The 21,109-nt window shown below is 61.5% G+C and carries 21 protein-coding genes; 19 read left to right on the forward strand and 2 right to left on the reverse strand.

Annotated elements, in window-relative coordinates; genetic code table 11:
* The first annotated feature begins 16 nt into the window (after nucleotides 1–16).
* From WI754_RS14185 to WI754_RS14260, 16 genes are all read left to right on the forward strand, one after another.
* Nucleotides 17–781, forward strand: a complete 765-nt coding sequence (locus WI754_RS14185; protein ID WP_349434076.1) for an SDR family oxidoreductase — start codon at nucleotides 17–19, stop codon at nucleotides 779–781.
* Nucleotides 782–817: 36 nt separating this feature from the next.
* On the forward strand, nucleotides 818–1,558 hold the full coding sequence (locus WI754_RS14190) for an SDR family oxidoreductase (RefSeq protein WP_349434077.1): 741 nt from the start codon (nucleotides 818–820) through the stop codon (nucleotides 1,556–1,558).
* A gap of 138 nt (nucleotides 1,559–1,696) precedes the next feature.
* Nucleotides 1,697–2,590, forward strand: a complete 894-nt coding sequence (locus WI754_RS14195) for a VOC family protein (RefSeq protein WP_349434079.1) — start codon at nucleotides 1,697–1,699, stop codon at nucleotides 2,588–2,590.
* Nucleotides 2,590–3,432, forward strand: a complete 843-nt coding sequence (gene kdsA / locus WI754_RS14200) for a 3-deoxy-8-phosphooctulonate synthase (protein ID WP_349437820.1) — start codon at nucleotides 2,590–2,592, stop codon at nucleotides 3,430–3,432. Before WI754_RS14195 ends, kdsA begins: the two co-directional genes overlap by 1 nt.
* A gap of 135 nt (nucleotides 3,433–3,567) precedes the next feature.
* The gene (eno, locus tag WI754_RS14205) at nucleotides 3,568–4,842 is read left to right on the forward strand and encodes a phosphopyruvate hydratase (protein ID WP_349434080.1); all 1,275 of its coding nucleotides are present in this window, start codon (nucleotides 3,568–3,570) and stop codon (nucleotides 4,840–4,842) included.
* 134 nt (nucleotides 4,843–4,976) lie between these two features.
* Nucleotides 4,977–5,285, forward strand: coding sequence for a septum formation initiator family protein (locus WI754_RS14210; RefSeq protein WP_349434082.1), 309 nt, complete (start codon nucleotides 4,977–4,979; stop codon nucleotides 5,283–5,285).
* Between the two features lie 149 nt (nucleotides 5,286–5,434).
* Entirely contained in the window at nucleotides 5,435–6,481 is a 1,047-nt protein-coding gene (gene pdhA / locus WI754_RS14215) for a pyruvate dehydrogenase (acetyl-transferring) E1 component subunit alpha (protein ID WP_349434083.1), read from the forward strand.
* A 21-nt stretch (nucleotides 6,482–6,502) separates the two neighbouring features.
* Complete coding sequence (locus WI754_RS14220; RefSeq protein WP_349434084.1) at nucleotides 6,503–7,873, forward strand: pyruvate dehydrogenase complex E1 component subunit beta; 1,371 nt, start codon at nucleotides 6,503–6,505, stop codon at nucleotides 7,871–7,873.
* 15 nt (nucleotides 7,874–7,888) lie between these two features.
* Nucleotides 7,889–9,223 carry a pyruvate dehydrogenase complex dihydrolipoamide acetyltransferase gene (locus WI754_RS14225; protein ID WP_349434085.1) on the forward strand — a complete coding sequence of 445 codons (1,335 nt, stop codon included), beginning with the start codon at nucleotides 7,889–7,891 and terminating at the stop codon, nucleotides 9,221–9,223.
* 75 nt (nucleotides 9,224–9,298) lie between these two features.
* Complete coding sequence (locus WI754_RS14230; protein ID WP_349437821.1) at nucleotides 9,299–9,940, forward strand: SGNH/GDSL hydrolase family protein; 642 nt, start codon at nucleotides 9,299–9,301, stop codon at nucleotides 9,938–9,940.
* Complete coding sequence (locus WI754_RS14235; protein ID WP_349434087.1) at nucleotides 9,941–10,522, forward strand: GNAT family N-acetyltransferase; 582 nt, start codon at nucleotides 9,941–9,943, stop codon at nucleotides 10,520–10,522.
* Between the two features lie 20 nt (nucleotides 10,523–10,542).
* The gene (gene lpdA / locus WI754_RS14240) at nucleotides 10,543–11,988 is read left to right on the forward strand and encodes a dihydrolipoyl dehydrogenase (RefSeq protein ID WP_349434088.1); all 1,446 of its coding nucleotides are present in this window, start codon (nucleotides 10,543–10,545) and stop codon (nucleotides 11,986–11,988) included.
* Nucleotides 11,989–12,085: 97 nt separating this feature from the next.
* A complete protein-coding gene (gene lipA / locus WI754_RS14245; RefSeq protein ID WP_349437822.1) occupies nucleotides 12,086–13,063 on the forward strand; it encodes a lipoyl synthase in 978 nt (325 codons plus the stop codon).
* A gap of 238 nt (nucleotides 13,064–13,301) precedes the next feature.
* Nucleotides 13,302–14,207: a phytanoyl-CoA dioxygenase family protein gene (locus WI754_RS14250; RefSeq protein WP_349434090.1), complete on the forward strand. Its 906-nt coding sequence runs from the start codon at nucleotides 13,302–13,304 to the stop codon at nucleotides 14,205–14,207.
* 104 nt (nucleotides 14,208–14,311) lie between these two features.
* Nucleotides 14,312–14,872 (forward strand): AAA family ATPase, encoded by a 561-nt coding sequence (locus WI754_RS14255; protein WP_349434091.1) that lies wholly within the window; start codon nucleotides 14,312–14,314, stop codon nucleotides 14,870–14,872.
* A 117-nt stretch (nucleotides 14,873–14,989) separates the two neighbouring features.
* Entirely contained in the window at nucleotides 14,990–15,442 is a 453-nt protein-coding gene (locus tag WI754_RS14260; protein WP_349434093.1) for a type II toxin-antitoxin system RatA family toxin, read from the forward strand.
* Nucleotides 15,443–15,483: 41 nt separating this feature from the next.
* Here the strand turns inward: WI754_RS14260 and WI754_RS14265 are convergent, their stop codons facing one another.
* On the reverse strand, nucleotides 15,484–15,984 hold the full coding sequence (locus WI754_RS14265; protein WP_349434094.1) for a CinA family protein: 501 nt from the start codon (nucleotides 15,982–15,984) through the stop codon (nucleotides 15,484–15,486).
* Nucleotides 15,981–17,195, reverse strand: coding sequence for a bifunctional 2-C-methyl-D-erythritol 4-phosphate cytidylyltransferase/2-C-methyl-D-erythritol 2,4-cyclodiphosphate synthase (locus WI754_RS14270; protein ID WP_349434095.1), 1,215 nt, complete (start codon nucleotides 17,193–17,195; stop codon nucleotides 15,981–15,983). The genes WI754_RS14265 and WI754_RS14270 overlap by 4 nt, the downstream gene beginning before the upstream one ends.
* Before the next feature lie 248 nt (nucleotides 17,196–17,443).
* Here WI754_RS14270 and dusB point away from each other — a divergent pair, with 248 nt between their 5' ends.
* The 3 genes from dusB to ntrC are packed head-to-tail and all read left to right on the forward strand — an operon-like array spanning nucleotide 17,444 to nucleotide 21,071.
* Entirely contained in the window at nucleotides 17,444–18,469 is a 1,026-nt protein-coding gene (gene dusB / locus WI754_RS14275; RefSeq protein WP_349434096.1) for a tRNA dihydrouridine synthase DusB, read from the forward strand.
* Nucleotides 18,466–19,620 carry a nitrogen regulation protein NR(II) gene (locus WI754_RS14280; protein WP_349434097.1) on the forward strand — a complete coding sequence of 385 codons (1,155 nt, stop codon included), beginning with the start codon at nucleotides 18,466–18,468 and terminating at the stop codon, nucleotides 19,618–19,620. Before dusB ends, WI754_RS14280 begins: the two co-directional genes overlap by 4 nt.
* Nucleotides 19,617–21,071, forward strand: a complete 1,455-nt coding sequence (gene ntrC, locus WI754_RS14285) for a nitrogen regulation protein NR(I) (RefSeq protein ID WP_349434098.1) — start codon at nucleotides 19,617–19,619, stop codon at nucleotides 21,069–21,071. The genes WI754_RS14280 and ntrC overlap by 4 nt, the downstream gene beginning before the upstream one ends.
* The last annotated feature ends 38 nt before the right edge of the window (nucleotides 21,072–21,109 follow it).

Consider the following 21,109-nt stretch of genomic DNA (forward strand, 5'->3'; position numbering starts at 1 on the left):
AAAGAGGATGAAGATCATGGAACGCCTGTCTCAGAAAGTTGCAATCGTCACCGGTGCCAGCGCCGGCATCGGTCGCGCCACCGCCAAGCTGTTCGCAGCCGAAGGTGGCAGGCTTGTCGTCGGCGCCCGCCGTCAGAACGAGCTCGATGAACTCGTCGCAGAAATCAAGGCCGAAGGCGGCGAGGCCGTCGCCCTTACCGGTGACGTCCGTTCGGAGGATTACGCCAGGGGTCTGGTGGAACTGGCCGTCAGGACCTATGGTCGCCTGGATATCGCCTTCAACAATGCCGGAACGCTCGGCGAAGCCGGTCCTTCAACCGGTGTCTCCGAGCAGGGTTGGAACGACGCCATCGCCATCAATCTGACCGGCTCCTTCCTCGGGGCCAAGCACCAGATTGCCGAAATGGCCAAGCATGGGGGCGGCTCGGTGATCTTCACCTCTACGTTCGTCGGTTACAGCTTTGCCTTCCCGGGTGTTGCCGCCTATGCAGCCTCGAAGTCCGGCCTGATTGGCCTGACACAAGCTCTTGCTGCCGAATTCGGCCCGCAGGGCGTGCGTGTTAACGCGATCCTGCCCGGTGCCGTCGATACGGCGATGTACCGCGAGATGAACAACACGCCGGAATCGCAGTCCTTCATCACCAACCTGCATGCCCTGAAGCGCGTCGCAGCCCCGGAAGAGCTCGCCCGCTCGGTTCTGTTCCTCGCCTCGGACGATTCCGCCTTCGTGACCGGCACCGCCTCGCTCGTCGATGGTGGCGCCTCGATCACCCGCACCTGAGCTCTTTGCCAGAACGCAAACAGAAGGAACTTCATCATGTCACGCTTGCAGAACAAGACAGCGCTGATCACCGGCGGCACCAGCGGCATCGGCCTTGAAACAGCCCGCCAGTTCATTGCCGAGGGTGCCCGCGTTGCGGTCACCGGCACCAACCCGGCAACCATCGAAGCCGCACGCGCCGAGCTCGGCGACAAGGCTCGTATCATTCAGGCCAACGCCGGCGATGTCGCCGGACAGAAGGCGGTCGCAGAAGCGATCGAGAACGCCTTCGGCCATCTCGATATCCTGTTCGTCAACGCAGGTGCCGCCGATTTCCGCCCGATTGAACAGTTCGACGAAGAGGCCTTCGATCGCTCGGTTGCCGTCAATGTCAAAGGCCCATTCTTCCTGATCCAGGCGCTTATGCCGATCCTTGCCAATCCGGCCTCCATCGTGCTCAACACTTCGATCAATGCCCATATCGGCATGCCGAACACCAGCGTCTACGCCTTGACCAAGGCTGCGCTCCTGTCGTTCGCCAAGACGTTGTCCGGAGAGCTGATCGGCCGTGGTATCCGCGTTAATGCCGTCAGTCCCGGCCCGGTTGCAACGCCCCTTTACGGTAAGCTCGGCATGTCCGACGCAGACACCGATGCCATGGCGGCGGCGAAGATCCCAGCCGGCCGATTTGGCAATCCGAGCGAAATCGCCAAGGCCGTGGTTTTCCTCGCCTCCGACGAATCGACTTACACCGTGGGCAGCGAACTCGTCATCGATGGCGGCATGAGCAATCTCTGAACCGGCGTTCTGCGTGGCCCGGCATTTTCAAGCCGGGCCACGCAGTGGCGACTGCAACAGCACACAATTCAACATTTCCTTGAAATCGACGGTCAAAACGGGCAAAGCACCAGCCACCGACCAGTTTCAGGGAATTCCATGAACGCCGCGTCCCGCATCCCCCGCCAGCTCGATCATCTCGTATTGCCGGTCATTGACCTCGCAACCGCCCGAGATCGCTATGTCAAACTCGGGTTTACCGTCGCCACCGATGCGCTTCACCCCTTCGGGACCGAAAACGCCTGTGTCTTCCTTGCCGACAAGACGTATCTTGAGCCGCTCGGGATCGCCAAGCGCGAGGAATGCGAAGCGGCGGCGCTTGCCGGCAACGTCTTCGTCGCCCGCGATCAGGCCTATCGCTTTCGCCGGGGCCATGACGGGTTCTCGGCAATCGTGCTCAGCACCGATGATGCGGCGGCCGATCATGCTCGCTTCCACAAAGCGGGTATTTCGGCCGGCGAGATGCTGGAATTTTCCCGCCCGATGAAGCTGCCGGATGGATCGCAGGCAACCGGTAGTTTCCGCCTTGCCTTCGCCGCTGATCTGCGTTCGCCGGATTTCTTCTTTTTTACCTGTCAGCGCGTGATGCCGCTTCCGTCCGACAGGTCCGCGCTCGAAACCCATGCCAACGGCGTGATCGGCCTCAGTGAAGTCGTTCTGTCCGAGCCGAACCCCACCGATTTCCAGTACATCCTGCAGGAAGCGGTCGACGAGCGCGAGGTTTCCGCGCATTCCTTCGGCATGGACATCGAAACGCGCAACGGCGTCAAGATTTCCGTCCTCAACCAGGCCGGCATGTCCGGCTTCTTCGATCGCAAAACGCCGGGTCATTCCCGTGGTCTGCGCGGCCGCGCCGTCGTCTTCAAGGTGGCCGACTTGTCGGCGACCGAGCAACTTCTCACTGCCAACGCGGTGTCCTTCATCAGAAAAGACAATCGCCTGATCGTTCCGGAAACGCTGGGACAGGGTGTCATTTTCGCATTCGGAGAGTAATCATGCAGGCAAATGCAAATGTGGTGGCCGGCAGCGGTGCCGGCCAAGTGGTGTTTTCCAACACCCAAAAACTGTCGCTGATCGCCGGGCCCTGCCAGATGGAAAGCCGCGAGCATGCCTTCATGATCGCCGGCAAGATGGTGGAACTCTGCAAGTCGCTTGGTATCGGCCTTGTCTACAAATCCTCCTTCGACAAGGCCAACCGCACGTCGATCGCTGGCAAGCGCGGCATCGGGCTTGAAAAGGCGATGGAAATCTTCGCTGATCTGAAGAAGGAATACGGCTTTCCCGTCCTGACCGATATCCACACCGAGGAACAGTGTGCTCTCGTTGCCCCGACGATCGATATCCTGCAGATTCCGGCCTTCCTCTGCCGCCAGACGGACCTGCTGGTCGCAGCTGCCAAGACCGGCCGTGTGATCAACGTCAAGAAGGGCCAGTTCCTCGCCCCCTGGGACATGAAGAACGTGCTCGCCAAATTCACCGAGAGCGGCAATCCGAACGTGCTGCTGTGCGAGCGCGGCGCCTCCTTCGGCTACAACACGCTCGTCTCCGATATGCGCTCTCTGCCGATCATGGCCGGCCTCGGTGCGCCGGTCGTGTTCGATGCAACACACTCCGTGCAGCAGCCGGGCGGGCAGGGCTCGTCCTCGGGCGGCCAGCGCGAATTCGTCGAGACGCTGGCTCGTGCGGCAGTTGCGGTCGGTGTCGCCGGCGTCTTCATCGAGACGCACGAGGATCCGGATAACGCGCCGTCCGACGGACCGAACATGGTGCACCTCAAGGACATGCCGCGGCTTCTCGAGACGCTGCTTGCCTTTGACGCGATCGCCAAGCGCTGAATGCGGCAATTGTGAAATTTTCTTGAAGGCCGGGGCGCAGGGGAGCAATTGCCCGCGCCCGCCATTGTAATTTCCGGTCCATGAATTATGACAGGGCCATCCGTCCACCACCATGTTTGAAGCAGGGAAGAGATCATGACTGCAATCATCGACATCATCGGCCGCGAAATTCTCGACAGCCGGGGCAATCCGACCGTCGAAGTCGACGTCCATCTCGAAGACGGCAGCTTCGGCCGCGCCGCCGTTCCCTCGGGCGCTTCCACCGGAGCGCATGAAGCCGTCGAACTGCGCGATGGCGGCACGCGTTATCTCGGCAAGGGTGTCGAGAAGGCCGTCGAAGCTGTCAACGGCGAGATCTTCGAAGCCATCGGCGGTTTCGATGCCGAGGATCAGATCCTGATCGACAACACCATGATCGAGCTTGACGGGACGCCGAACAAGGCGCGCCTCGGTGCCAATGCGATCCTCGGTGTTTCCCTCGCCGTTTCCAAGGCCGCCGCCTCCGCCGCCGGCCTGCCGCTCTACCGCTACGTCGGTGGTCCGAACGCCCGTCTTCTGCCGGTTCCGATGATGAACATCATCAATGGCGGCGCCCACGCCGACAATCCGATCGACTTCCAGGAATTCATGATCGTGCCGGTTGGTGCCGACACGGTGCGTGATGCCGTCCGCATGGGTTCGGAGGTGTTCCACACGCTGAAGAAGCAGCTCGCTGCCGACGGCCACAACACCAATGTTGGCGACGAGGGCGGCTTTGCGCCGGGTCTTGCATCGGCGCCCGCCGCGCTCGATTTCATCATGAAGTCGGTCGAAAAAGCCGGCTATCGTCCGGGTGAAGACGTCTTCATCGCGCTCGACTGCGCCTCGACGGAATTCTTCAAGGACGGCAAGTACGTTCTCGAAGGCGAGGGCCGCACGCTCGAGCCGGGCGCGATGGCGGAATACCTGGCGGAACTCGCGGGCAAATATCCGATCTTCTCGATCGAAGACGGCATGGCAGAAGACGATTGGGAAGGCTGGAAGGCGCTGACCGACAAGATCGGCAACAAGTGCCAGCTCGTCGGCGACGATCTGTTCGTCACCAATTCCGCTCGCCTGCGCGACGGCATCAAGATGGGCGTCGCCAACTCGATCCTCGTCAAGGTCAACCAGATCGGTTCGCTGTCGGAAACGCTCGATGCCGTCGAGACCGCACACAAGGCCCGCTACTCGGCCGTCATGTCGCATCGCTCAGGTGAAACCGAGGATTCGACCATCGCCGATCTCGCCGTTGCTACCAATTGCGGGCAGATCAAGACCGGTTCGCTGGCGCGCTCCGACCGCACCGCGAAATACAACCAGCTGATCCGCATCGAAGAACAGCTTGGCCCGCAGGCAAAATATGCCGGACGGTCGATCCTGCGCGGCTGATCACTCGCTGCTCTGACCAACGAAACCCGCGTCTGGAAACGGATGCGGGTTTTTTGTTGCCGCCTGTTATGGTCAACGGTCGGTTAATCAATGGCCGGTAGGATGCCTTTGTATTGCGTATCAGGGCATGATCGATGTGGACAAAACACCATAAGAAACGGAAGCTCGGGCGGTTTGTCATGCCGCTGATCGCCGTCGCCTTTCTCTCCTATTTCGGCTATCATTCCATCCACGGCGAGTTCGGCCTGAAGGCGACGGAAAAGTTCGACCGCCAGCGCGTCGAGCGCCAGACGCGTCTGGACGAACTGACGGAGCAGCGCAAGACGCTGGAAAAGGAAGTGGCGCTGTTGAGCGACGGTTCGCTCGAACGCGACATGCTGGACGAAAAGGCTCGCTTCGGGCTGAGCATGTCGCGCGCCGATGAAATCGTGATATTTCACTGACTTTTCCAATTAACCAAAATCTGGTTAATTGGAAAATAATAAATAATATCATTAGCTTATAAAGAATATAAGCCATGCAAATATGGCATTGCTGTGGCGTCATTCTTTCCCTATGGTACCGGCAAAAGGCAACCATTAGGGAGGAATGAATGGCCCCGCGAAAAACCGCGTCCGTTTCCAGCCGCAAAACAGCCGCCAAGCCCGCAAAGAAGGACTTCGTCAACGGTACTGTTGCCGAGTTCGATCGCGATGCCGATATGAAGGCTTACCGCGAAATGCTTCTTATCCGGCGTTTCGAGGAAAAGGCCGGCCAGCTCTACGGCATGGGCTTCATCGGTGGTTTCTGTCACCTCTACATCGGCCAGGAAGCCGTCGTCGTCGGCATGCAGATGGCGCTGAAGGAAGGCGATCAGGTCATCACGGCCTATCGTGACCACGGCCATATGCTGGCCTGCGGCATGAGCGCGCGTGGCGTCATGGCGGAGCTCACCGGTCGCCGCAGCGGGCTTTCCCGCGGCAAGGGCGGCTCGATGCACATGTTCTCCAAGGAGAAGCATTTCTACGGCGGCCACGGCATCGTCGGCGCGCAGGTATCGCTCGGCACGGGCCTCGCCTTCGCCAACCGCTATCGCGGCAATGACAATGTCTCGCTCGCCTATTTCGGCGATGGCGCCGCCAACCAGGGCCAGGTCTACGAGAGCTTCAACATGGCTGCTCTCTGGAAGCTGCCGGTGATCTACATCGTCGAGAACAACCGTTACGCCATGGGCACGTCAGTATCGCGCGCCTCGGCCGGCCATGATTTCTCCCAGCGCGGCGTCGCGCTCGGTATCCCGGGTCTCCAGGTCGATGGCATGGATGTTCGCGCGGTAAAGGCCGCCGGCGACGAGGCTGTCGAGCATTGCCGCGCTGGCAAGGGGCCGATCATCCTTGAAATGCAGACCTACCGCTATCGGGGCCACTCCATGTCCGACCCGGCGAAGTATCGCTCGAAGGACGAAGTGCAGAAGATGCGCTCCGAGCATGACCCGATCGAACAGGTGAAGGCGCGCATTCTGGAAAAGGGATGGGCGAGCGAGGACGAACTGAAGCAGATCGACAAGGACGTTCGCGACATCGTCGCCGACAGCGCCGATTTCGCCCAGGCCGATCCGGAGCCGGATGTATCCGAGCTCTACACCGACATTCTGCTTTGATTTCGCGGCGAGGAAACCATCATGCCTATTGAAATTCTGATGCCCGCTCTGTCGCCGACGATGGAAGAAGGCACGCTCAGCAAATGGCTGAAAAACGAGGGTGACAAGGTCACCTCGGGCGACGTGATCGCCGAGATCGAGACCGACAAGGCGACCATGGAAGTGGAAGCCGTCGATGAAGGCACCATCGGCAAGATCCTGATTGCCGCCGGTACCGAAGGCGTCAAGGTCAACACGGCGATCGCGGTCCTGCTGCAGGACGGCGAAAGTGTCGGTGACGTTGCCGCACCGAAGACTGCACCGGCCGCCGAGCCTACGAAGGCTGAAGCGCCTGCTCCGGCTGCCGCACCCGTTGCCGCCCAGCCGAAGGTCGAAGTCGCTTCCGATCCGGATATTCCAGCCGGTACCGAAATGGTCTCGACCACCGTGCGCGAAGCGCTTCGCGACGCGATGGCTGAGGAAATGCGCCGCAGCGACGACGTCTTCGTGATGGGCGAGGAAGTCGCCGAATACCAGGGCGCCTACAAGATCACCCAAGGCCTGCTGCAGGAATTCGGTCCCCGCCGTGTCGTCGATACCCCGATCACCGAGCACGGTTTTGCCGGCGTCGGTGTTGGTGCTGCGATGACCGGCCTTAAGCCGATCGTCGAGTTTATGACCTTCAACTTCGCCATGCAGGCGATCGACCACATCATCAACTCGGCCGCCAAGACGCTTTATATGTCCGGCGGCCAGATGGGTGCGCCGATGGTGTTCCGCGGCCCAAGTGGTGCTGCTGCCCGCGTCGGCGCCCAGCACTCCCAGTGCTACGCTGCCTGGTACAGCCACATTCCAGGCCTCAAGGTCATCATGCCGTATACGGCTGCCGACGCGAAGGGGCTGCTCAAGGCCGCAATCCGCGATCCGAACCCGGTGATCTTCCTCGAAAACGAAATCCTTTACGGCCACTCCTTCGATGTGCCGAAGCTGGACGATTTCGTCCTCCCGATCGGCAAGGCACGGATCCACAAGGTCGGCAAGGACGCGACCATCGTCTCCTTCGGCATCGGCATGACCTACGCGGTCAAGGCGGCGGCCGAACTGGAAAAGGACGGCATCGACGTCGAGATCATCGACCTGCGCACCATCCGTCCGATGGACATGCCGACCGTGATCGAATCGGTGAAGAAGACCGGCCGTCTGGTCACCGTCGAGGAAGGCTTCCCGCAGTCCTCCGTCGGCACGGAAATCGCCACCCGCGTCATGCAGCAGGCCTTCGATTATCTCGATGCGCCGATCCTGACGATCGCCGGCAAGGATGTGCCGATGCCCTATGCCGCCAACCTTGAAAAGCTGGCCCTGCCAAATGTCGGCGAAGTCGTCGAGGCGGTGAAGACCGTCTGCTACAAGTAACCGGGAGGGAAGGTCATGCCGATCAATATCACCATGCCAGCCCTTTCGCCGACCATGGAAGAGGGCAACCTCGCCAAGTGGCTGGTCAAGGAAGGCGACAAGGTTTCGTCCGGCGACGTGATCGCCGAGATCGAGACCGACAAGGCGACGATGGAAGTCGAAGCGGTCGATGAGGGCACCGTTGCTAAGCTCGTCGTTCCCGCCGGCACTGAAGGCGTCAAGGTCAATGCCGTGATCGCCGTGCTCGCTGCCGAAGGCGAGGATGTCTCGGCCGCGGCCTCGGGCAATGGCGCTGCTGCGCCCGCTGCCAAGGCGGAGGCAGCTCCGGTTGCAAAGACAGAAGCCGCACCGGCCGCTGTTCCGGCACCGGTCGCGGCCAAGGCGCCAGCACCTGCTTCATCCGATAATCGCACCTTCGCGTCGCCGCTTGCACGGCGGCTCGCCAAGGAAGCCGGCATAGACGTCGCCGTCATTTCCGGCACCGGCCCGCACGGCCGCGTCGTCAAGAAGGACGTGGAAACAGCCGCCGCCGGTGGTGGACTGAAGCCGGCCGCTGCGGCTGCTCCGTCTGCTGCTGCTCCGGCACCGGCGGCAGCACCGCTCGCCAAGGGCCCATCCGACGAAGCTGTTCTCAAGAACTTCGCCGAAGGCTCCTACGAGCTCGTGCCGCATGACGGCATGCGCAAGACGATTGCCAAGCGCCTGCAGGAATCCAAGCAGACGATCCCGCATTTCTACGTCTCGGTCGATTGCGAACTCGACGCGCTCCTGGCGCTGCGTGCCCAGCTCAACGCCTCGGCACCGGAAAAGGACGGCAAGCCAGTCTACAAGCTCTCGGTCAACGACATGGTCATCAAGGCCATGGCGCTTGCCCTGCGCGACGTGCCGGAGGCCAATGTCTCCTGGACCGAAGCCAACATGGTCAAGCACAAGCACGCCGATGTCGGCGTTGCCGTGTCGATCCCCGGCGGCTTGATCACGCCGATCATCCGCTCGGCCGAGACCAAGACCCTGTCGGCCATCTCCAACGAGATGAAGGACCTCGGCGCCCGCGCCAAGAGCCGCAAGCTGAAGCCGGAAGAGTATCAGGGTGGCACGACCGCCGTGTCCAACATGGGCATGATGGGCGTCAAGAACTTCGCCGCCGTCGTCAATCCGCCGCACGCGACGATTCTCGCGGTCGGCGCAGGCGAGGAACGCGTCGTCGTCAAGAAGGGCCAGATGGTCGTCGCCAACGTCATGACCGTGACGCTCTCGACCGACCACCGCGCCGTCGATGGCGCGCTTGGGGCAGAACTGCTCGGGGCCTTCAAGCGCTACATCGAAAACCCGATGGGGATGCTGGTCTGAGCATTTCGGATGATCCGGGAGGCCGCCGGCCTTCCGGATTTCTGCGGCGCATGCAGTTTGAGGCGTGACGTGACGATGAAAACAGTCCTCTGCTACGGTGACAGTCTGACTTGGGGCTACGATGCCGAGGGGCGCGACCGTCATGCGCTTGAGGATCGCTGGCCAAGCGTCCTGCAAAAGGCTCTCGGTGGCGGCGTTCACGTGATAGCCGAGGGGCTGAACGGCCGCACGACCGCTTTTGACGATCATCTCGCGGATTGCGACAGGAACGGCGCCCGCATTCTGCCGACGATCCTGCACAGCCACGATCCGGTTGATCTCGTCATCATCCTGCTTGGCACCAACGACATGAAACCGGTGATCTGCGGCACGGCTGCGGGCGCGACGCAGGGCATGGAGCGGCTGATCGACCTGGTGCGGCATCATGCCTGGTCGTTCGACAGCGAAAACCAGCCCGAAATTCTGATCGTTGCACCACCGGCCGTCCGCGAGACGGCAAACGCTGCCTTCGCGGCCATGTTTGCCAGCAGCATCGAGCAGTCGGCGATGCTTGCCTCGCTCTATGCCGATCTCGCCGACGAAAAGGGATGCGGCTTCTTCGATGCCGGGTCGGTGGCGGCAACCACGCCACTCGACGGCATTCATCTCGATGCCGAAAATACACGCGCCATCGGACGCGGCCTCGAGCCGATGGTCCGGATGATGCTCGGTCTCTGAATGACGGCGGCTCTTGTCCTGCGGGCGGCGGAGCGGCGGGACGCGGCGGAACTGGCTGTGCTGGTCGATATCGCCTCGCACGGTTTTGCGACCTGGCTCTGGTACGGAGCGGTGATGCGGGGGAACAAGGATACCGCCATGGAGCAGGGGCGGTCGAGAATGCGCGAGGACCATGAGCCCGGCGCCTGGAAGGACGCGACGCTGGCGGAATGGGACGGTGAAATTGCCGGCGTGTCGATCGGTTACGATCTGGATGAGAGGGTCCGCGATATCGTCGCGCCGCATCCGGTGATCACGCCGCTGCTGGATCTGCAGGTGACCGTGATCGGCAGCCGCTTCGTCGACAGTCTCGGTGTCTACCGGCACCATCGCGGCAAGGGTATCGGGCGGGCGCTGCTCGCCAATGAAATCGAAAAGGCGAAAGGCAGGCAGGTCAGCCTGATCACCGAGAGCCATAATGAAACGGCGCTGACGCTCTACGCGGCCAGCGGATTTGTGGAGAAGGCGAGGCTTCCGGCCGTGCCGCTCTTTGAGGACAGCAAAAGGCATGACTGGGTCTTGTTGACCCGGAACATGACCTAAGGAAGAGGCAGGAAACAAGAATGGCAAATTCCTACGACGTCATCGTTATCGGCTCCGGCCCCGGCGGCTACATAGCTGCGATCCGCGCCGCACAACTGGGCCTGAAGACGGCCGTGGTCGAGCGTGAGCACCTGGCCGGCATCTGCTCCAACTGGGGCTGCATCCCGACCAAGGCACTGTTGCGGTCCGCCGAAGTGCTGCATCTTGCCGAACACGCCAAGAATTACGGCCTGACGCTCGAAGGCAAGGTGACGCCGGATCTGAAGGCGATCGTCGCCCGCTCGCGCGGCATTGCCGAGCGCATGAATGGCGGCGTCGGCTTCCTGATGAAGAAGAACAAGGTCGATATCATCTGGGGCGAGGCCAAGCTCACCAAGCCGAATGAGATCGTCGTGGCGAAGACCACCAAGGCGATCGTCCAGCCGCAGGCGCCGCTGCCGAAGAATACGCTGGGCGAGGGGACCTATACCGCCAAGCACATCATCATCGCGACCGGCGCACGGCCGCGCGCGCTGCCCGGCATCGAGCCGGACGGCAAGCTGATCTGGACCTATTTCGAGGCGATGAATCCGGACCGCATGCCGAAGTCGCTGCTGGTCATGGGCTCGGGCGCCATCGGCATCGAGTTTGCCTCCTTCTACCGCACGCTCGGCGTCGACGTGACGGTCGTCGAACTGCTGCCGCAGGTCATGCCGGTCGAGGATGCGGAAATCTCCGCCTTCGCCAAGAAGCAGTTCGACAAGCAGGGCATGAAGATCATTCTCGACGCCAAGGTGACCAAGGTCGAGAAGGCTGCCGATTCGGTGACCGCCCATGTCGAGAAGAAGGATGGTTCGATCGAGAAGATCACCGCCGACCGGCTGATCTCGGCAGTTGGCGTTCAGGGCAATATCGAGAATCTCGGCCTGGAAGTGCTCGGCGTGAAGACCAACCGCGGCTGCATCGTCATCGACGGCTACGGCAAGACCAATGTTCCGGGCGTCTATGCGATCGGCGACGTTGCCGGGCCGCCGATGCTTGCCCACAAGGCCGAGCACGAAGCGGTCATCTGCGTCGAAAAGATCGCCGGCCTGCCGAATGTGCATCCGATGGATACTCTGAAGATCCCGGGTTGCACCTACTGTAACCCCCAGGTCGCCTCGGTCGGCCTGACGGAAGCCAAGGCCAAGGCCGAAGGCCGCGACATCCGCGTCGGCCGCTTCCCCTTCGTTGCCAACGGCAAGGCGATCGCGCTCGGCGAAGACCAGGGCATGGTCAAAACGATCTTCGACAAGAAGACCGGCGAACTGATCGGTGCGCATCTGGTCGGCGCCGAGGTCACCGAACTGATCCAGGGTTTCGTCGTTGCGATGAACCTCGAGACCACCGAAGAAGAGCTGATGCACACCATCTTCCCGCATCCGACCATCTCGGAAACGCTGAAGGAAAGCGTGCTCGACGCCTATGGGCGTGCACTGAACGCTTGATTGTGTTACGGCTCGCCTCCATTTGAAAAGGCGAGCCGCATTTCCGGCCCGAAAGGGCGCCGTCGAAACACGCGCCTGAAGGAAAGTGAAAGCCAAGATGGTCACCATTCTCGACCGCACCAATATCGAGAGCGACGTCAAGCGCATCCGTCACCCGGAAAAGGCCCACAAGCCGGACACCGAGATGCTGCGCAAGCCGGAATGGATCCGCGTCAAGGCGCCTGTGTCGAAGGGCTATCAGGAAACCCGGTCGATCGTGAAGGAGCACAAGCTCGTCACGGTCTGCGAGGAGGCTGGCTGCCCGAACATCGGCGAGTGCTGGGACAAGAAGCACGCCACCTTCATGATCATGGGCGAGATCTGTACCCGCGCCTGTGCCTTCTGCAACGTCTCGACCGGCAAGCCGAATGCGCTCGACATGGCCGAGCCGGAAAATGTCGCCAAGGCCGTCAAGCAGATGGGCCTCAGCCACGTCGTCATCACCTCGGTCGACCGCGATGATCTGGCCGATGGTGGCGCCGAGCATTTCGAAAAGGTGATCTGGGCGATCCGTGCCGCTTCGCCGGCAACGACCATCGAAATCCTGACGCCGGACTTTTTGAAGAAGCCCGGTGCGCTCGAGCGTGTCGTTGCTGCCAAGCCCGACGTCTTCAACCACAACATGGAAACCGTGCCGGGCAACTATCTGACGGTGCGCCCCGGTGCACGTTATTTCCACTCGATCCGGCTTCTGCAGCGGGTCAAGGAACTCGATCCGACGATGTTCACCAAGTCCGGCATCATGGTCGGCCTCGGCGAGGAGCGCAACGAAGTGCTGCAACTGATGGACGACCTCCGGACCGCCGATGTCGACTTTCTGACCATCGGCCAGTACCTGCAGCCGACCCGCAAGCACCACAAGGTGGAAAAATTCGTGACGCCGGAGGAGTTCAAGTCCTACGAGACCGTCGCCTACACCAAGGGCTTCCTGATGGTGGCTTCGAGCCCGCTGACCCGCTCGTCGCATCATGCCGGCGACGATTTCGCACGGTTGCGCGCGGCGCGGGAAAAGAAGCTGCTGGCGGCGGCTGAGTAGGAAGCAGACGTTTTGGCGGCGCGAGCCACCTCGACTGTGTTGATCCATTATTGAAGCTTTGCGGCGAGAGGGCCGCAGGTGGGGCATTGATAGGTAAGTTGCCATGGTGATAGGCAAGGCGAAGGCAGCACTTTTATTACCGTACAGTCTTTTTCAAGTGGTGAGCGGCAGAAAGGATTTCCGCGATCCGGTGCTCGGCAGTGAGCGGCTTAACCGTAGGGGCCTGCATGTGTGGCGCGTGAAGACGACTGCCCGCATCACCGAATGGCGCCGCCGAAAGCTAAAGCACCTGGTCTCTGACGCCGAGCGGGCCTTCTTTGCGGAAAACGGCTATATAGAGCGTCGTGATCTTCTGCCGGAGGCGGATTTCAGGGCGCTGGTAGCCGAGGTGGAGGCGCTAAAGGCGCCGGCGCGCGAGATGCGGGAGGGCCGCGCGGTGACACGCCGTATTCCGCTGACACCGGATGTGCTCGCCTATTCCCCGATGCTGCGCTCGTTTCTCAGGAGCGAGAAATGGACCGGGCCGATCCGCTATGCGGGCGGCTTTAACGTGGAGCCTGTGCTCAGCATTCAGACGATCTTCGGCGAGCCGACGGCCAAGCCCGGCGAGAAGGATCCGCAGACCGAGCTGCACATGGACACGTTCCACTCGACGGCCAAGGCCTGGTTCTTCCTCTATGACGTATCGGAAGACGAGGGACCGTTCACCTATGTCGCCGGTTCGCATAAGCTGACGAAGCGTCGGCTCGCTTGGCAGAAACGCATGAGCGTTCTGGCGTCGCAGCGGCAGGGCGGCGGGGCTTTCCGCATTCCTGCAACCTGGCTGAAGCGGCTTGACCTTCCCGAACCGACGAAATTCTCGGTCCCGGCCAATACGCTGGTCGTTGGAGACACATTCGGCTTCCATGCGCGGGGCAAATCTGTACGCAAGTCGGTACGCGTCGAGCTCTATGCATCGCAGAGGCCGAACCCGTTCTTGCCGTTCATCAATCTCGACAGCGCCTGGCTGCCCTTTGTCAGTGGCCGCAAGGAGGTCATCAGCTGGTATTTCTCGGACTGGCTGGCGCGGCTCGGCTTCCAGCGGGTGATCTGGCGGCCTGTCGGTGAGGTCTCCGCCCGCGAGACGCTTGTCGATCGCCCCTAGCGCGGCGCGGAAAAGAAGCTGCTGGATGCGGCCGAGTTATCTGCCTGTGGTTGCAAATCCGGATTCGAGTTGTATGGTGCGCGGCTCCAAGTTTGGAGCCCGCCATGCCGTGCCATATTTCCGGAATTGAACCAGCCCTCCCGATCCTTCGCCGTGCCAATCGTGTTCTCGTGATCGGCTGCTCCGGCGGCGGCAAGAGCACGCTGTCGAGAAAACTTTCGGGCAGACTGGACTTGCCCTACATTTCGATGGACCGGGAATTTTACTGGCTGCCAGGGTGGACCAAGCGACCGAAAGCGGAAGAGCGGGCGATGATAGCAGCCAGGGTTGCGGAAGATCGCTGGATCATGGACGGGAGCGGCGCGTCGACCTTCGATCTCCGCTTGCCGCGAACAGATCTGGTCGTTTGGGTTCGTATGCCCCGCCGCGCATGCCTGTGGGGGCTTGCCTGCCGGGTCGCTGCGAGCTTTGGCCGTGTACGCCCAGACATGGCACCAGGCTGTCCGGAACAACTGCCGGATCTTGAATTCCTGTCCTATATCTGGAATTTCGAACGGCGCGTTTCTCCCGTCATCGTGAACATGCTCGACCGGCATTCCCCGGACATGCCGGTCCTGACACTCAGGAACCGTCGAGACATGCGCGCGCTCATTGAGAGTTTGTAGGAAGCCGTGAATGTCAAATAAGCTTTTGGGTCTGGAGCAGGCGGCGCCATCTCTCCGCGCCGCCGAGCGGCGTCATGCCACCTTGTTTTTCCGGAAATCATTGAATATCTGAGTTCCATGCCACAGTTCGAGACCCGCCGGCCAGTCGGCCACTCACCAGACCAGATGTTCGATCTGATCGCCGATGTTGAAAAATATCCCGAGTTCCTGCCGCTCTGCGAAGCCCTGACGGTTCGTTCGCGCAAGGAGCGCGATGGCAAGGAACTGCTGCTGGCCGATATGACCGTCGGCTACAAGGCGATCCGTGAGACCTTCACGACACAGGTGCTCTTGAACAAGGCGGAGCGCATCATCGACGTCAAGTATATCGATGGCCCCTTCAAATATCTCGACAATCGCTGGCGTTTTGAAGACACGGGCGCGGGCGGTTGTTCGGTCCATTTCTTCATCGACTACGAATTCAAGAGCCGCATTCTCGGTGCCCTGATGGGGTCGATGTTCGACCGGGCCTTCCGGATGTTTTCCGAGGCCTTCGAAAAGCGCGCCGACGCGATCTACGCGACAGTATAAAGCTCTCGGCCCATCTCTTCGTGCAGTCCACCGAAGTGCGTTCAGCCTTCCGCCGCATCCTCCAGCATGTCAAGCGCCGTGCGCACCGTCGCGAGCCGGACGGCATCGCGGCCGATGTCGCCATAGTGCATTTCGCGATGAAGCACGCTGCCGCCGCGACTTGCGGCTGCCAGATGCACGAGCCCGACAGGTTTCTCGTCCGTCCCTCCGCTCGGCCCCGCAATCCCCGTAACGGCGACGGCGATATCGGCCTGCGAATGGGAAAGAGCGCCGCGTGCCATTTCAACCGCGGTCTGGCGTGACACCGCCCCGTGCGCGGCAAGCGTTGCCGGATCGACGCCCAGCATCTGTATCTTGGCATCGTTGGAATAGGTGACGAAACCGCGATCGACCACCGAGGAAGAGCCGGAAACTTCGGTCAGCGCGCCGACGATCAGTCCACCGGTGCAGGATTCCGCCGTGGCGACCATCAGGCGGCGTTCGGAAAGCGCAGCGATCAACGTGCGCGCCTTGTGTTCGATATCCTCGGGCCAGCCGCTCATTTTCCGTCTCCCGCATAAACCACCGTTGCCGTTGCAATGGCCGCAATGCCCTCGCGCCTGCCGACGAAGCCGATCTTTTCGTTGGTCGTCGCCTTCACCGAGCACCGGTCGAGGGAAATGCCGAGCATGGACGCGAGATTTTCGCGCATCGCCAGACGATGCGGCCCGACCTTCGGCGCTTCGGCGATCAGCGAAACATCGGCGTTCATAATCGTGCCACCGTTGTCGCGAACGACCTTCGCCGCGTGCTCGAGAAAGATACGCGAGGCAGCACCCTTCCACTGCGGGTCGGACGGTGGAAAATGATCGCCGATATCGCCCGCGCCGCAGGTCGCTAAAAGCGCATCCGTCAGCGCGTGCAGCGCCACATCGGCGTCGGAATGGCCGAGCAGCTTCTGGTCATGCGGGATGAAAACGCCGCAGAGCGTGACGCCGTCACCCTCGACCAGTTGGTGGACGTCATAACCATTGCCGGTGCGGACATCCGGAAGCCAATTCCGACTCAGCTTTTCGTCAGCCATGGCAATATCCCGTTTGAGCGTCAGTTTGACATTGTCGACGGACCCCTCGACCAACGTCACGGGCATGCCGGCCCATTCAGCGATCGAAGCATCGTCGGTGAAATCCGAGCGGCCGGAAGCCGCAGCTTGAGTATGCGCCGAAAGGATGGGCCCGAAGCGGAAACACTGAGGCGTCTGGGCCGTGAACAGGCCGGCTCTCGGCACGGTTTCTATGACCTTACCGTCAGGTGAGCCTCGCTTCAGCGTGTCGGAAACGGCAACGGCGGGAAGCACGGCATCCGCGCCGCCTGCGAGTGCCCCAAAGCACCGATCCAGCAGGGCATGATCGATGAACGGGCGCACCGCATCCTGGATCATGACATATGCGATGCCGTTTTTTTCCAGCGCTTTCAGCCCGGCGAGCACCGACAGTTGGCGTGTCGGTCCACCGTGGACGAAGGTGATGGGCGCATTGTTGCCAGCCATGTGGCCAAGCGCTTGCTCGAACAACGCTTCGTCATCGGGGTGAATGACCACGACGATCGTTCTTTCCCGCGGCCATGTCGCAAAAACATCAAGGGTATGAGAGATAACCGGCCGTCCGCCGATGGGGCGATATTGCTTGGGGCCGTCCTGTCGCGAACCGGCGCGTTCGCCGCGCCCCGCAGCGACGATGACGATACCACAGGAAAGCTGTTCTTTTGCGTGCATTTTCTATATGGCTTCCCGCGAATGCTTCACCGTCTGGGCCTAATGCCGCTCCTGGGAGCGGCTTCAACGCGCCGGTCACACCCGTCAAAAGCCCGCATCAGGGCCATTTCGGCGCGCGTCACTTCAAACGCCGAGGTGATTTACCGCGAAGGTCGGGTCTTTACCAGTTGTCCCGGGAATTTTGTCGCGCGGCTCTGAAATCGCTTGGCAATCCTGACAAGTATGTCTAAAAATAGTGCAGAATAAAGATGTGCCCGAAAGATAATCATTTGCAGATACCGGATTTGTCATCCCCGTTCCGGGTTGGGCGGCTCTCCTTTCGAAACCGCGTCGTGCTCGCGCCGATGTCGGGCGTGACGGACTTGCCCTTCCGGCAGTTGGCCTGGCGTTACGGCGCCGGCCTCGTCGTCACCGAGATGGTAGCAAGCCGCGAACTCGTCGGCAACGCGTCGGAAAGCTGGGCGCGCCTCAAAAACTCCGGCATCGATCCGCATATGGTCCAGCTCGCCGGACGTGAAGCCCATTGGATGGCGGAAGCGGCAAGGATCGCCGCGGACAACGGCGCCGATGTCATCGACATCAATATGGGCTGCCCCGCCAAGAAAGTGACCGGTGGTTACTCCGGTTCTGCTTTGATGCGCGATCCCGACCACGCGCTGTCGCTCATCGAGGCGACCGTAAATGCCGTCGATGTTCCCGTGACGCTGAAGATGCGCCTTGGATGGGATGAGAACTCCATCAATGCGCCTGAGATCGCCAAGCGAGCGCAAGAGGCCGGTGTGAAGATGATCACCATCCACGGCCGCACGCGCGTGCAGTTCTACAATGGCAGCGCCGATTGGGATGCGATCCGCGCCGTTCGCGACGTGATTTCGGTTCCGCTCGTTGCCAACGGTGATGTCGCGACCATGGCCGATGCTGAGGAAATTCTGAGGCGCTCCGGCGCCGACGCGGTGATGATCGGCCGCTCCAGCCAAGGGCGGCCCTGGCATGCCGGCGTGCTTGCGGGCGCGGTCGAGCATCCGGAAACAGCGCAGGTCCAGGAGGTCGTCGCCGAGCATTACGGCATGATGCTCGAATTTTACGGCGCCGATATTGGTTTGAGGCACGCCCGCAAACATGTCGGCTGGTATCTCGATCGCTTCGCGCCGCATCTGGCGTCGCCGGAGAAGGCAGCGATCATGACCTCTACCGACCCGAAAGCCGTCCTCTCCCGCACCGTCGCAGCGATCGCCGCCGGATCGGGGTGCGAAGAAGAAAAGGACGCGGCATGACCGAGAAAATGCGGGACGACGAACAGAAAATCGCGGATTCCCTGCCCATGGCGGTGCTCAACGCCATCCAGAACCCGGTCATCCTTGTCGATGAAAATGGTCTCGTGGCGTTTGCAAACTGGGAAGCGGAGGCCTTTTTCGGCGCTAGCGCCAACCATCTCGCCCGCCACGACATCAGCGCCTTCATTCCCTTCGGCAGCCCGCTGTTGACGCTGATCGAGCAGGTGCGCGAGCGCCGCGCCGCCGTCAACGAATACCGCGTCGATCTGAGCTCGCCGCGGCTCGGCGCCGACAAGCTCGTCGATCTCTATGTGGCACCTGTGCTGTCCGAACCGGGCTCCGTCGTCATCGTGTTTCAAGAGCGCTCGATGGCTGACAAGATCGATCGGCAGCTCACCCATCGCGCGGCCGCCCGCTCGGTCACGGGGCTTGCCTCGATGCTGGCCCACGAAATCAAGAACCCGCTGTCTGGCATCAGGGGGGCAGCCCAGCTTCTGGAGACCTCGGTCAACGACGACGACCGGGCGCTGACGCGGCTGATCTGCGACGAGACCGATCGCATCGTCTCGCTGGTCGACCGGATGGAGGTCTTCTCCGACGAGCGGCCTGTCGACCGCCATCCGGTCAACATCCATTCGGTATTGGATCACGTGAAGGCCGTTGCCAAAGCCGGTTTCGCCCGCAAGATTCGCATCACCGAAAATTACGACCCGTCGCTGCCGCCGGTCTACGCCAATCGCGACCAGCTGATTCAGGTCTTTCTCAATCTGATCAAGAACGCCGCCGAGGCGGTCGCCGACAAGGCGGACGGCGAGATCATGCTGACGACGGCCTATCGGCCAGGCATCCGCCTCTCCGTCGCCGGAACGCGCGAGAAGATTTCGCTGCCGCTCGAATTCTGCGTACACGACAATGGCCCGGGCGTTCCATCCGATCTGGTGCCACATCTGTTCGACCCATTCATCACCACGAAAACCAATGGCTCCGGTCTCGGCCTGGCGCTGGTTGCCAAGATCATTGGCGGCCATGGCGGCATCGTTGAATGCGACAGCCAGTCGAGCCGCACGACATTTCGCGTCCTGATGCCGGCGTCGAAAGGACCAACGGCAGAAGACAGCGAACCACTGACAGTAAAAGGACAATCCCGATGACAGGCGCCACGATTCTCGTCGCTGACGACGACGCTGCCATCCGCACCGTGCTCAACCAGGCGCTCAGCCGCGCCGGCTACGATGTACGCATCACCTCGAATGCCGCGACGCTCTGGCGCTGGATCGCCGCCGGTGACGGCGACCTTGTCGTCACCGACGTGGTCATGCCCGACGAAAACGCCTTCGACCTCTTGCCGCGTATCAAGAAGGCACGGCCCGATCTGCCCGTGCTGGTGATGAGCGCCCAGAACACCTTCATGACGGCAATCAAGGCGTCCGAGAAGGGTGCCTATGACTACCTGCCCAAGCCCTTCGATCTGACGGAACTGATCGCGATCATCGGCCGGGCGCTCGCCGAGCCCAAGCGCAAGCCGGCGAAGATGGACGACGACACGCAGGACGGCATGCCGCTGGTTGGCCGCTCCGCCGCGATGCAGGAAATCTACCGCGTGCTGGCACGCCTGATGCAGACCGATCTGACGCTGATGATCACAGGCGAATCGGGGACCGGCAAGGAATTGGTGGCGCGGGCGTTGCACGACTATGGGAAGCGCCGCAACGGCCCCTTCGTCGCGATCAATATGGCGGCCATCCCGCGCGATCTCATCGAATCGGAACTCTTCGGCCATGAGAAGGGCGCTTTCACCGGCGCGCAAAACCGATCGACGGGTCGGTTCGAGCAGGCCGAAGGCGGCACGCTGTTCCTCGATGAAATCGGTGATATGCCGATGGATGCCCAGACACGACTGCTGCGCGTGCTGCAGCAGGGCGAATATACCACCGTTGGCGGCCGCACGCCGATCCGTTCCGATGTCCGCATCGTGGCTGCAACCAACAAGGACCTGAAACAGTCGATCAATCAGGGCCTTTTCCGCGAGGACCTCTATTACCGGCTCAACGTCGTGCCGCTGCGCCTGCCGCCGCTGCGTGATCGCGCCGAGGATATTCCCGACCTCGTTCGCCATTTCGTCCAGCAGGCGGAGAAGGAAGGCCTCGACGTCAAACGTTTCGACCAGGAAGCGCTTGAACTGATGAAGGCGCATCCGTGGCCCGGCAACGTCCGCGAGCTCGAAAACGTCGTTCGCCGCCTGACGGCTCTCTATCCGCAGGACGTGATCACCAGGGAGATCATCGAAAGCGAATTGCGCTCCGATATTCCCGACAGCCCCATCGAAAAGGCGTCGAGCCGCCCGGGATCGATGTCGATTTCCCAGGCAGTGGAAGAGAACATGCGGCAGTATTTTGCCGGTTTTGGCGACAGTTTGCCACCGGCCGGCCTTTACGACCGGGTGCTGGCCGAGATGGAATACCCCTTGATTCTGGCCGCCTTGACGGCAACACGCGGCAATCAGATCAAGGCCGCCGACCTGCTTGGCCTGAACCGAAACACGTTGCGCAAGAAAATTCGCGAGCTTGGCGTTTCGGTTTACCGCAGCTCACGCAGCGCTTGACTTCGTACCGAGAACCGTTGCATTTTCGCCACAATATG

The organism is Pararhizobium sp. A13 (assembly GCF_040126305.1).
Lineage (GTDB): Bacteria > Pseudomonadota > Alphaproteobacteria > Rhizobiales > Rhizobiaceae > Pararhizobium.